The 12,435-nt window shown below is 65.1% G+C and carries 11 protein-coding genes; 4 read left to right on the top strand and 7 right to left on the bottom strand.

Features of this window, described 5'->3' with window-relative positions; genetic code table 11:
* Positions 1–110 precede the first annotated feature (110 nt).
* The 6 genes from CXY76_RS13240 to CXY76_RS13215 all read right to left on the bottom strand — a co-directional run bounded on the left by CXY76_RS13240 (position 111) and on the right by CXY76_RS13215 (position 7,140).
* Positions 111–818 carry an NADPH-dependent F420 reductase gene (locus tag CXY76_RS13240; RefSeq protein ID WP_104165231.1) on the bottom strand — a complete coding sequence of 236 codons (708 nt, stop codon included), beginning with the start codon at positions 816–818 and terminating at the stop codon, positions 111–113.
* 61 nt (positions 819–879) lie between these two features.
* Positions 880–1,461, bottom strand: a complete 582-nt coding sequence (locus CXY76_RS13235; protein ID WP_104165229.1) for a TetR/AcrR family transcriptional regulator — start codon at positions 1,459–1,461, stop codon at positions 880–882.
* Positions 1,462–1,595: 134 nt separating this feature from the next.
* On the bottom strand, positions 1,596–3,839 hold the full coding sequence (locus CXY76_RS13230; RefSeq protein ID WP_233199834.1) for a beta-glucosidase: 2,244 nt from the start codon (positions 3,837–3,839) through the stop codon (positions 1,596–1,598).
* 92 nt (positions 3,840–3,931) lie between these two features.
* On the bottom strand, positions 3,932–4,837 hold the full coding sequence (locus tag CXY76_RS13225; RefSeq protein WP_104165225.1) for a carbohydrate ABC transporter permease: 906 nt from the start codon (positions 4,835–4,837) through the stop codon (positions 3,932–3,934).
* Positions 4,837–5,796 carry a carbohydrate ABC transporter permease gene (locus CXY76_RS13220; protein WP_233199833.1) on the bottom strand — a complete coding sequence of 320 codons (960 nt, stop codon included), beginning with the start codon at positions 5,794–5,796 and terminating at the stop codon, positions 4,837–4,839. The genes CXY76_RS13225 and CXY76_RS13220 overlap by 1 nt, the downstream gene beginning before the upstream one ends.
* 69 nt (positions 5,797–5,865) lie before the next feature.
* Positions 5,866–7,140, bottom strand: coding sequence for an extracellular solute-binding protein (locus CXY76_RS13215; RefSeq protein ID WP_146073460.1), 1,275 nt, complete (start codon positions 7,138–7,140; stop codon positions 5,866–5,868).
* Between the two features lie 287 nt (positions 7,141–7,427).
* Between CXY76_RS13215 and CXY76_RS13210 the strand changes: the two genes are divergently transcribed.
* Both CXY76_RS13210 and CXY76_RS13205 read left to right on the top strand, forming a co-directional pair.
* Entirely contained in the window at positions 7,428–8,429 is a 1,002-nt protein-coding gene (locus CXY76_RS13210; RefSeq protein ID WP_104165221.1) for a LacI family DNA-binding transcriptional regulator, read from the top strand.
* A gap of 2 nt (positions 8,430–8,431) precedes the next feature.
* Positions 8,432–9,295 carry a nucleoside hydrolase gene (locus CXY76_RS13205; protein WP_104165218.1) on the top strand — a complete coding sequence of 288 codons (864 nt, stop codon included), beginning with the start codon at positions 8,432–8,434 and terminating at the stop codon, positions 9,293–9,295.
* Between the two features lies 1 nt (position 9,296).
* Here the strand turns inward: CXY76_RS13205 and CXY76_RS13200 are convergent, their stop codons facing one another.
* Positions 9,297–10,373, bottom strand: coding sequence for a LacI family DNA-binding transcriptional regulator (locus CXY76_RS13200; RefSeq protein WP_199190302.1), 1,077 nt, complete (start codon positions 10,371–10,373; stop codon positions 9,297–9,299).
* A 183-nt stretch (positions 10,374–10,556) separates the two neighbouring features.
* Between CXY76_RS13200 and CXY76_RS13195 the strand changes: the two genes are divergently transcribed.
* Together CXY76_RS13195 and CXY76_RS13190 are read left to right on the top strand one after the other, a co-directional pair.
* Complete coding sequence (locus CXY76_RS13195) at positions 10,557–11,276, top strand: ThuA domain-containing protein (RefSeq protein ID WP_233199831.1); 720 nt, start codon at positions 10,557–10,559, stop codon at positions 11,274–11,276.
* Positions 11,261–12,385 (top strand): Gfo/Idh/MocA family protein, encoded by a 1,125-nt coding sequence (locus tag CXY76_RS13190; protein ID WP_104165213.1) that lies wholly within the window; start codon positions 11,261–11,263, stop codon positions 12,383–12,385. Before CXY76_RS13195 ends, CXY76_RS13190 begins: the two co-directional genes overlap by 16 nt.
* Positions 12,386–12,435: the final 50 nt, after the last annotated feature.

The raw sequence follows: 12,435 nt of genomic DNA, 5'->3' as shown, positions 1-12,435 counted from the left end.
AGTTGCTCCCTAGTTGCGTCGGCGAGTGTGAGCATCTTCTTCTCATGATCCTGTGCACGAGCACGTTCGCGCCCTCGGAGTCAGTGAACCTAAAGCTCGGCACTTCTGCGTCAATACTGTCGCGCCGCGACATCCGGGCGATGCGAAACGGCCAGCAGCTCACGCAGGCGATCGACCGGAACAGGGGCGCCGCGGTCGGCGAGATAATCGCTTCTGAACCCGTCCGCGCTGGCGGCGTAGATCTCCGTGTAGGCGCCGGACTCCGGTTCGAAGCGCCAGGAATCGGCGAGTGTGCCGGCGTCGACGGTGTCGAAACCGAGCGTGTTCACGATGCTCGAGACACGCGCCTTCGCCTCGCTGTCGTCACCGGCGACCAACAGTGCTGTGCGCCGGAGGGAATCGGCGAGGAGAGGGATGTGGTGGGCGACAATGTTATTGAACGCCTTCACGATCACCGTGTTGGGGAGGAGTTCCTGCTCGTACTCGGCCGTCGTGATCTCGAGCGTGTCCAGTTGCAGGATGCGACCGTCCCGGTACGGGTAGTAGTTCCCCGTGGAGAGGATCGTCCTGCCGGCGAACGCATCCTTGGGGAGGTTCGTGTAAGCGGTCAGTGGTACGGCCAGTACCGGGATGTCGCCGAAGGCGGCTGCAGCACGTACATCGCCGGCCTGTGCCCGGGAGCCGAGCTCGTCGATAAGATCCGTGAGCGACTCGGGTCCCCGCGAATTCGCGATCATGACTTCGTAGTCGGCCGCGATGGCCAGCCGAGCGATCGCTGCCCCGATCGCTCCGCTGCCGATGATTCCAATGCGCTTCATATTGCTCCCTTTTCTGATGGTTAGTCCCCCGCCGCCCGCTGGAGGCGGGTATGTCTCGGCGCTACAACTCCCACCCGTTTCTGGTGAGAGCGGCCAGCGCAGCGGCAGATGCGTCGTCAGCCATGGCCGCACCCCGCACCCAGCTGGTGGCCAGCGCGGCGAGGAAAAGATCCCTGGCTCGGACCTCGCCGCGGGCGCTTCCTTCGTTCTGGGCGGCCTGCAGGAATTCATCCGTTGTCGTGATGAATCCCTGGCAGGTCACTGCCAATGGGGACGGACTGGTCGTCGTCGCAGCTCGCAGCGGCTCGGGTAGTCCATCGAATGCACCGGCCCACTCGCTAACGGCGTCGAGCCAGCCCGCGAGCGCGTCAGCGGCGTTCTCCGATCGGTTGCGGAGGTCGTCCCGTCGGGACACGAGCGCATCGTCGCGGGCAATGAGCAATGCGGCGAGTAAGGCCTCCCGGTTCGGGAAGTGCCGGTACAGCGTGCCCGCGCCGACGCCGGCCTGCTTCGCGATCGCATCGAGCGAACCGGCGACTCCGTGCTCGGAGAAATACTGCTCGGCGATGCCAAGGATGTGATCCCTGTTGCGCCGAGCATCGGCCCGCGGGGCACGAACCCTGCTTGTTTCGATCTTGGGCATTGCGTTCACCTCACTGGGACAAGACGGAGAGTGTCTCCATATTGCCGCTAAGAGGAGACTATCTCCTTCTAGCTGGGTGCCATCACCCGAAGGCCTTGAACCGCGTGCGCCCTACTCCTTGGACCCAATGGGCGCTAGCTCATCGATTCGCTGGCAGACCAGGGTGTGCGCAGCGCACGCTCTGCGAGCATTCGCCGCTCGCCGACGATAGTCACCTCGGCTGTCACGGCGGCCTCGGCGGCCGACGGGCCGGCGATGAGAAGCAGCGGGCCGGGGTCGACCCCAAGCGCGCCGTCTGCTCCGGTGATCGCCAGTCGGGCCGCGTCCAGGTGGAAGTGCACCGTCTGTGTGGCACCGGACCGGATACGAATCCGGGCGTAAGCGATGAGCTGTACGGCCGGGCGAACCACCGGCGCCGACGGGAAGGACGCGTAGAGCTGGACCACCTCGACGGTGTTTTCGCCGTCGTTACGGATCGTCACGGCCGCGTCCAATGTGCCATCAGTCCGCAGGTTCGCGGCGGCGATGAGTGCTTCGTAGACAATCGCGCCACGAGTGAGCCCGAACCCGAACGGGTACAGCGGCGTGTTGTCCAGCGCGGTGATCCCGGGGTTCGAGAGCCCGAGGGTCGGCTGCAGGTACGTCGTCGAGGCCGATGAGTCACGCGGGATCTGCACGGGGAGACGTCCTGTCGTCGCGACGCGACCGGAGAGCACTCCTGCCACCGCGGCGGCACCGTCAGCTCCGGGAAAGAATGCCTGGACGATGCCACGCGCCTTCTCATAGGCGCCGAGGGCATACGGGCGGCCGGACAAGACGACCAGGATGGTCGGCACTCCCGTGTCGAGGACGGCAGTGACGAGCGCGTCCTGACCCCCGGGCAAACAAAGGTCCGCAGCATCGCAGCCTTCACCTGAGGTACCGTCGCCGAACAGCCCGGCGATGTCGCCGACGACTACGACGGCCACGTCGCTGTCGCGAGCGAGCGCGACGGCGGCAGCGACGGCATCGGTGCGCCCGGAGGTGATTTCAGCACCGGCTTCGAATCGTATGCGGTCAGCGCCGAACTCTTCGCGGATCGCTGCCAACACCGTCGGAATTCTGATGCCGAGGTCGTGCCCGGGGTGTTTCGATAGCACGTGGTTGGGGAACGCGTAGCATCCGACGAGGCTGCGGAACTGATCCGCCGCCGGGCCGAGGACCGCGATCTTCCCAGAGCCGAGAAGCGCCAGCGCCTCCTCGTCGCGCAGCAGCACCACGGACTCCTCGGCGATGCGGGAGGAGATGTCCCGATTGCGCGGGCTGTCGAGATCGACGCTCTCGGCATCGAGGGGCACAAGCGGCGCGCCATCGAGCAATCCCACCTCGAACTTGTGCTGCAGGTGACGCTGCACCGAGCGGTCGAGATCACCCTCGTCCACGACGCCCTCGCGGATCAAGCGCGGCAACTCGCTGTAGGCCACTGTCCGCGGCAGCTCGACGTCGACCCCTGCGCGTAGGGCCAGTCGGCCTGCGTCGGCAGTGTCCACCGCCACGTGATGCATACCGGAAAGGAAAGGCACGGCCCAGTAGTCGGCGACCACTGTGCCCTCGAAACCCCACCGCTCGCGCAGCAGCGTCGTCAGCAGGTGCCGGTTGGAGGCGCACGGCACCCCATCGACATCCGTATAGGAGGTCATGACACTGCGGGCGCCTCCGTGTCGGAGAGCGGCCTCGAATGGCGGCAGCACGGTATCGGCGAACTCGCGCGCACCCATGCTGACGGGGCCGTGGTTGCGGGCCCCGCGGGATGCCGCGTAGCCGGCGAAGTGCTTCAGCGTCGCAATGATCCCCGTGCTTTCCAGTCCCGCAACGTAGGCGGCACCGAGTTGCGAAACGACGTAGGGGTCTTCGCCGAGGGTCTCCTCCACACGGCCCCAGCGGTAGTCCTTGACAACGTCAACCACGGGGGCGAGACCCTGGTGGATGCCCAAGGCGCGCATGTCGGAACCGATCGCTTCCGCCATTTGGCGGACGAGATCCTCGTCAAAGGTCGCCGCCCAGGCGAGGGGCGTCGGGAACGCGGTCGCGCCGTAGGCCGCGAGACCGGTGAGGCACTCTTCGTGCGCGATGGCCGGGATTCCGAAGCGGTTGGCGGCGACGACGCGCTCCTGTAACTCGCGAAGGCGGCGCACTCCCTCGGCGACAGTGACCGGTTCCGTGCCGAACACGCGGGTGAGCTGGCCGAGCCCACCTTCGAAGGGATTGGACGCGATGCCGGGGTTATCCTCCAGCTTTGGCGCGAAATCGTCCGCCGAGTCGGTGAGCCAGACGGACCCGAGTTGGCCTGCCTTTTCTTCTAGGGTCAGTTCGGCGGCGAGTAGGCGAGCCCGTTCCACGGCAGGGAGCGACCGATCCCGCCAACTCTCACCGGGGGTTACGGAAGGACTACCCCCTGACAGGGCAGTTGTGGGTGAAATATCGTGCAGCATCAGCCCTTGAACGCCCCGTCCATGATCCCCGACACCATGCGGCGGCCGACGAAGAAGAACACGATCAGCAGCGGCAGGGTCGCGAGGAACGATCCGCCCATGGCCAGCGCCACATCAATCGTGCGGTTGGCCTGCAGTTGCTTGAGCGCGATCTGCACGGTGAACAACTCCGGCGATTTCAGGACGATGAATGGCCACATGAAGTCGTTCCACACTCCGGTGAACGTGATCAGTCCGAGCACGAACGCGGCCGGGCGCACCACCGGAAAGGCGATCCCCCAAAACATCTGCCACGAATTGGCGCCGTCGAGGACGGCGGCCTGGATGAGCTCGTCGCTGACTGTGGTGGACATGTGTTGGCGCATCCAGAAGATACCGAACGCGCTCGCCAGCCCGGGCACGATGATGGCCTGCAGCGTATCGACCCAGCCGAGCTGGGAAATGATCAAGTACTGCGGGATCACGCTGAGCTGAGCCGGTACGGTCATCGTCATGATCACGATGAGGAACAACAGGTTCCGGCCGGGGAAGTGCAGCTTCGCGAAGGCGAAGCCCGCCATCGCGCACATGATCGCAGACACGATGGCGACGGTGAGCGAGACGAACACGCTGTTCATCAGGGCGGCGAAGAACGGGACGGTGTCGAACACTTTCGCGGCGATTTCGAAGAATTGTGTGCCCGGATACAGCCGTGGCGGGATCGAGGTCACGGCCGTAGCGCCGGCGGACGCGATGACGAACATGTAGTACAGCGGGAACACGGATATGACGACGGCAATGCCGAGGAACACGTACGCGGTCCGGCTGACCCCGCCGCCGGTGCCGCGCCGTTTGGGCAGTCGGGCCGGCTTGGCTTCTGGTGTGGCCGGCACCTGCGGGATGACCTGATCGATCACATCTGACATCAGTTCGCCTTTCTCGTGCGCGTGGACAGGTAGAAGTTGAGCAGAGACACGAGAACGACGATCACGAACAGAACGACACCGATGGCCGAGCCGTAACCAAACTGGAATTGGCCGAAGCCCTGCTCATAGAGGAAGAGCGCCAACGTCTGACATTGCCGGCCAGCGCCGCAGGTGAGGCCCGACTCGGGCGACACAAGCAGCGGTTCAGTGAAGATCTGCAAGCCGCCGATGGTGGACATGATGACGGTGAAGACGATGACAGGGCGGAGTGCGGGGATCGTCAGGTACCGGAATTGCTGCCAGCTCGACGCGCCGTCGACGGAAGCCGCTTCGAACATCTCGCGGGGCAGTGATTGCAGCCCCGCCAGATATAGCAGGGTGTTGTAGCCGAACCAGCGCCACATGACCATCGCCGAGATGAGGATCCAGGACCCGTAGTTCGTGGCCAAGAAGTTCACCGACGGGAGCCCGACCAACCCCAGCAGCCAGTTGACGAAGCCGAAATTCTTGTCAAAGATCTGCGCGAAGACGATCGCGGTCGCCGCAACTGAGGTGATGTAGGGCACCAGAAGGGCCATTCGGAAGAAGTTCGCCCAGCGCAGACGGGCGTGGTTGAGCAAGTGCGCGAGAAAGAGCGCCAACAGCAGCTGCGGGATCGTCGAGATCAGGAAGATCCCGAATGTGTTGAGGAGCGCATTCCAGAACCGTCCGTCGTCGAACAGCCGCTCAAAGTTCCCGAATCCGATGAACGTCTGCTCTCCGATGGGGTTCCACTCGAACAGCGAGACGTAGAAGGTGAAGAGAAGGGGAAAGAGTCCGAAGATGAGGAAGATGATGAAGAAGGGCGCGATGTACGCGTAGGGGGCGATCCGCTCGGAGAGCGAGTTGCGGATTCGAATGGTTTTCTGCAGTGGGGCTTTGCGCTTGATGCGAGAGAGAGTGGCTGTCGCCGATGACACAGGGATACCTCCGTCGAAAGGGTGGCCCGGCGCGATTCACGCGCCGGGCCACTCGGGTTGGTGGGACGATCAGCCGCCGATGGCTTGCTTGGCCGTATCGAGGGCGGTCTTCCAGGCCTCGCCCGAAGAGACGTTGCCCGATTCCACCTCCACGAGAGTGTTGAGGAGGGCACCATTGATAGGAGTGGTGTCAGGGCCGTTGTAGAACGAAGGGAACTGCTGGACAGAGTTGGCCATGACCTCGCCGATCTTCGAATCGCCGAAGAACGGGTCGGTGTAGTCAAGGACCGCCTGGCTTTCCACGGCCGACGTCGCGGCTGGGAAGGTACCGGACTCCGCGAAGTGCTCTTCCTGGCCCTCGGACGACAGCATCGTCTTGATGTACTGCCACGCGGCCTCGGGGTTCTTCGCGCGGGCCGGGATGGCGATGACGCTGCCGCCCCAGTTGCCGCCGACACCGGGCACGCTGGCGATCCGCCAGTCACCCGCGGTGTCGGGGGCGTCAGTCTTGATGCCCGAGAGTATCCAAGACGGGGCGACGGTCACGGCAAAGGTCCCGTTCGCGCGGCCCGGAGCCCAGCCGGAGGACCATGCAGCGATGCCCGCGCTGATGCCCGCGTCGTAGGTATCCACGGCGACGTCGAAGGCGTCCTTCACCTGTGGGTTCGTGTCGTAGACGAGGTCGCCCTCTGGCGAGTAGTACTTCTCACTGACCTGATTGACGGTTGAAAAGAAGACGCTGGTCTCGATGTTGTCGATGAAGGGCTTGCCGGTGGCAGCCGTGTACTTCTCACCCATCGCAATAAAAGAGGGCCAGTCTTTCCACATGGCGGCGACCTCGTCGGGCTCTGTCGGCAGGCCGGCCTCCGCGAAGAGGTCGGCGCGGTACGCGAAGCCCAACCCTCCGACGTCGGTCGGGATACCGATAACGGAGCCATCCTCTGCGGTGGCCGCACTGGCCGCCCAGCCGAGGTAGTCGTCGGCGATGTCGTCGCCGCCCAGGGTGCGCAGGTCGAGGAAGTTGGAACTGCTCTCGACAAACTTAGGCAGATCGTCATTCTGGATCATGATGAGGTCGGGCACCTTGCCGCCCGCCAGTGCGGCCGTGAGCGCGGTAGCGGTCTCCGTGGTGCTGCCGACCTCCGTCAGCTTGACCTTCGCGTCGGGCATCTTTTCAAGGTAATTCGTAACGTTATCCTTCGCGTTGATCCCGGTGAAGGACCAGAAGGCGACCTCCGCATTCGGGTCATCCGATGTTCCGCCACCGCCTCCGGACGAGCATCCGGCCAGGGCGACGGTGAGCGCTGCTGCTGTGGCGACTATCGCCGTCAAGCTTCTTTTCACGACAATTCCTCTTCGTTGGGGACTTGCAGGGGATCTCGGAGTGTCACGCTCCGGCCTAGAGAACGATCTCTGGGCATAAACGTAGCTTGCGGTTTGATGCGGTGCAAGAGCGGATTCACAATCCCTGCCTCGGTCCGGAGATATCGATCTCTCCCTTACGCCACAGAAAAGTTTCGCAAATATCCCAATATCCACTCTCCGGTCGTGAGTAACGTGGGAGCCTAGAGATCGAAGTCTGAAGGCGCCTGCACCAGCCGTTCACCATCCAATCCTGAAAGAGATGCACAATGACACGACCCACCTTGGTGGATGTTGCTCGGCTTGCGAGTGTCTCCCGCGCCACCGCTGCGCGAGTACTGGCGGGCGAGACGAACGTGGACAGCAGAATGACGGCGGCGGTCCAGCAGGCTGCAAAGCAGCTGGGCTACGAAGCAAACAGCGCCGCTCGGGTGTTACGCGGCGGACGTGCGGGGGCAATCGCGCTCATCGTCGCCTTCAACGAGCTGGACAGCCTGACGGGAACGTTTTTCACCTCGGTGCTCAAAGGCGCCGCGAAGGGCCTCTACGCCGACGAGATCCAACCAGTGCTGCTGCCGGCCGACAACGACGACGGAGACCGCATCCCCAAATTCCTGCGATCGGGGGCGGTGGACGGTGCGATCATCATCCTGCAGCACGAGATCACGCACCTCGCGCAGTCACTCGCCGACTCCCCCGTGCCGATCGCCTGGGTGGGCCGTCCGCGCGTCCCGCTCGCCCCCGACGCCATCGTCGTCGACTCCGACAACTATGGCGGCGGCCGGCTTGCGGCGCGCGCCCTGGTCGAGGCGGGGCGGCGCCGGCTGGGCATCATTGCCGGTCCGCAGGATATGGAGCCCGCTCGTGACCGTGTCAGGGGATGGCGTGACGAGCTCACCGAGCTCGGCATCGACCAGAGCCCGATTGTGCACGGCGAGTTCACCCTTGTCAGCGGTTCGGCGGCCATGGCACGCTTGCTCCAACGGCACCCGGACCTCGACGGCGTCTTCGCTTCCTCGGACCTGATGGCCAGCGGGGCGATCCGGGTACTCCAGGCCGCCGGTCGCGAGGTTCCGACCGACGTCGCCGTGATCGGCTTCGACGACGTCGTCATCGCGGGCACGATGAATCCGACACTCACGACCGTGCGCCAGCCACTGGAAGACATGGGGCGTGTTGCCGCGGAAACTCTCCTCGCGGTTCTGAATGGGCGCTCGGTCGACCGCCGGCCCATCCTCACAACCACCCTCGTGCAGCGAGAGTCGGCATAACCGTGAAAACGCCTCCGTCTCCGCATCGGCTGATCGTCAGCACGGATGCGGCGAACGAGGCCGACGACCAATTCGCGATCGTGCAGGCCCTCCTCAGCCCGACGCTCGACATCCGTGGCCTGGTGGCCGCGCACTTCGGCCGGGCGGGCAGCATGGCCGACTCCCGGCTCGAGATCGAACGCGTCGTGGCCCTCGCCGGTTCTGCCGTGCGCATTCTCGACGGGTCGCCCGACGCTTTGGCCGACGAGTCCACACCAGCACCATCTCCGGGCTCGTCCCTGATCGTGGCGGAAGCCCGACGCGACGCCGGAAGGCTATGGGTCGCCGTCCTCGGCCCCCTGACCGATGTCGCCACCGCGCTCCTCGAGGCTCCGGAGATCGCGTCCCGCGATGTTGTCGTCGTCTGGGTCGGCGGTCCACCCTACGAGGAGATCGCGGCGTACCATCCTGAGTTCAACCTCATCAACGACGTCGCTGCGGCGAACGTCGTAATGGAGTCCGGGATTGCAGTGTGGCAGATCCCGATGCCGGTCTATTCCATGGTCGGCGTCGGCCATGCCGAGCTGCGGACACGCTTGCGTGGAACCAGCCCACTCGGGGATTACCTTGTTGATCAGCTCATTGCGTTCAACGCCACCATCGAGTACGGCCCACTCGATTTCCGGTCTCTCGGCGACAGCCCCGCGATCGGCGCTGTCATCAACCCGGCCGGCGCCCGGTGGCGAGCGCGCCCGGCCCCGCGGTTCTCGGCGGGTGGCGATCTCAAGCCGGGTCGGGTTGATCGTTCGATCCGGGTCTGCGACGCCGTCGACACCCGCTGGCTGATCGAGGACATGTTCGCCAAACTGCGCGAGTTCGGGGCGTGAACTACCGCAGGCCGCCGGATCCTTGCTGTCCCGATCCCGTAGGGGCGGGGGCGACCGATTGGCGCCGGATCAGACGGGTCTCTAGCTCGATCCTCGACGCTGTCCGTTCCGACGACGGCAAGCTCGTCGCGGGGGAAGCCTGCTGCAGCATCCGGAAGGCAGCGGCGCCCATCTCGGCGATGGGCTGTTGGACCGTCGTCATCGGCGGGGCCGCCCACGCGGACTCCTGGACATCGTCGAAGCCGACGACGCTGAGGTCATCCGGAATGCGCAGGCCCGCGTCGCCGGCCGCATCGTAAACGCCGAGAGCCATCATGTCCGAGCAGGCGAAGACGGCCGTCGGCCGTCCAGGTCCGTCGGCCAGCAAAACGCTGGCGGCCGCCCGCGCGCCCTCCCGGTCCCAATCGCAGTACACCAGATTGCCGGGAGGTAAATCGATGCCGGCGGTGCGGAGGGCCGTCGTGAAGCCGTCGATTCTGGCGCCGTTGTACAGATGCGACCGGGTGCCGGCGACGATCCCGAGTCGCGTGTGGCCGAGGCCGAGCAGATGCTCAGCGGCCATTCGCCCACCGTCCCAGTTGGTGGCACCGACACTGGCGACGTCGGCCGGCGGACGACTACTGGGATCGACCACCACCACGGGCACCCCGGCAGCCGTCAGCAGGTGCAGTTGTGGCGCCGAGGCCTCGACGAGAACCAGGATGACTCCGAGAGACGGGCGCCGGAGCAGGCGACCCACCCAACCACCGTCCGGTCGTGCCCGGGTGAGGACCAGGTCGATTCCGGCCCTCTCGGCCTCGTCCTCGATGCCACCGAGGACCGGGCCGATCCAGCTTCCGCCGATGTGCCCCACCACGACATCCACGATTCGCGCGCCGCGCGGATCCTCGGCGACCGGACCGAGCCGGGGGCGTCGGCGGTAACCCAGCTCGTGAGCGGCCTGCATCACCCTCGCCCGCGTGGCTTCCGAGACGTCGGTGCCCCCGCTGAGCACCTTGGAAACCGTCGGAACGCTTGTTCCGGCGCGCTCGGCGATCCGGGCCATCGTGGGCTTCGCTGACGCATCGGTTGGGACCATGTGGCCATCTTAGCGCCCTCGACTTGCGCAACTTTTAGGGTGATGCGATCAGCCAACACTCTTGTTTTACCAAGATTGGCCGATATAAGCTAACTCCGAATTCTTCGTGACATAAGAACTTGCGCAACTTCTGTCGATTGGATGTCGACACGAACGCCAGATCCGCCCAGCACACCAAGGACAATGATGACCAACAAGCCCCCTGCTGCCCCCGCAAAAAAAGCGCTCGTCGTCAGAGGAGGGTGGGATGGGCACCAGCCAGTCGAAGCGACCGAACTGTTCATCCCGTTCCTGCTGGAGAACGGCTTCGAAGTACGCGTCGAGGGGTCCACCGCCGTCTACGCCGACGAGGAATACCTGCGTACGGTCGACCTGATCGTCCAAGCGAACACCATGACCTCCATCGAGTGGCCTGAATTCCTGGGCCTTCGCGCCGCCATCGAAAACGGGACCGGCCTCGCCGGGTGGCACGGGGGTATCGCCGACGCCTACCGAAACAACTCTGACTATCTGCAGCTCATCGGTGGCCAATTCGCCGCGCACCCCGGCAGGCATCCGGACGAGCGTTCCGGCGAGCAGTCGGACAATTACGTCCCTCACCTCATCCAGATGACCGCAGCCGCGGCGGAGCACCCCATCACGCAGGGCATCACCGATTTCGAACTCATCACCGAGCAGTACTGGGTGCTGCACGACGACTACAACGATGTGCTCGCCACCACCACTCAGGCGGTCCGCCCCTGGGACCCGTGGACCCGCCCCGTCACCTCCCCGGCAATCTGGACTCGTCAGTGGGGCGCAGGACGCATTTTCGTTTCGACCCCGGGTCACCGCGTCGAGATTCTCCAGGACACCAACGTGAAGACCATCATCGAAAGGGGACTGCTGTGGGCATCCCGCTGAACGTCGGAATCGTCGGAGTCGGCAAGATCAGCGAGCAGTACCTCGCGAACTTCCCGACATTTCCCGGACTGCGCCTCGTCGCCGTGGCCGATCTCAACCAGGAGCGCGCCCGGCAGGTCGCAGAGGAGTACGGCGTCCGTGCACTCACGGTCGACGAGCTCCTCACCGACCCCGAGGTCGACGCGGTGCTCAACCTGACGATCCCCGCAGCCCACGTCGAGATCAGCACCCGGGCCCTGCGCTCCGGCAAACACGTCTTCACGGAAAAGCCGCTCGGCCTCACCCCCGCGGAGGCAGCGCCCATGGTCGAGCTCGCCGAGCAGCTCGGCCTCCGCTTGGGCAGCGCCCCGGACACGGTTCTCGGCACCGGTATCCAGACGGCCAGGCAGACACTCGATTCGGGAATCATCGGCGAACCGATCGCCGCACAGGTGCAGTGGACCGCTCCTGGGCACGAGCGTTGGCATCCCGCGCCTGACTTCTACTACCAGCCCGGCGGCGGCCCGCTGCTGGACATGGGCCCCTATTACCTCAGCGCGCTTATCCACTTCTTCGGATCCGTCACCCGGGTGACCGGTATCGCCACCCGCTCGTCCCGAGTGCGCACGATCGAAACCGGCCCCCGCGCCGGTGCGCCACTTCCGGTGTCGATCGACACCCACGTCAGCGCTCTGCTCGAACACGCCAACGGAGTCACGTCCACGGTCACCGTGAGCTTCGAGGTGTGGAAGAGCCGCGCGTCCAAGTTCGAGGTATACGGCACGGAGGGCACCATCGCCGTGCCCGACCCCAACATGTTCTCGGATCCGGTCGAAGCCGCCATCCGCGATCAGGACTGGGAACGCGTCCCGGACTCCGCCGGCTACATCGACACCGGCCGCGGAATCGGCCTCGCCGACATTGCCGAAGCGATCCAGGAGAACCGTCCACACCGCGCCTCCGGCCGCCTCGCGCTGCACGTCCTCGAGATCATGGACGCCATCCTGCGCTCCAGCCGGGAGAAAGCGGTCATTAAGATCGACAGCACCGCGGACCGTCCCGAAATCGTGCCGTTGCAGACCACAACCGACAAGACACCGACAGCGACCACCGCTGGACGAGGTGCCTGACGTGACAGCCGCCAACTCTGCCCCTGGCACTCCCCCGCAGCAACAGACGA

Source organism: Cryobacterium sp. N22 (assembly GCF_002929555.1).
Lineage (GTDB): Bacteria > Actinomycetota > Actinomycetes > Actinomycetales > Microbacteriaceae > Cryobacterium.
This window is presented reverse-complemented; position numbering and strand designations above follow the sequence as displayed.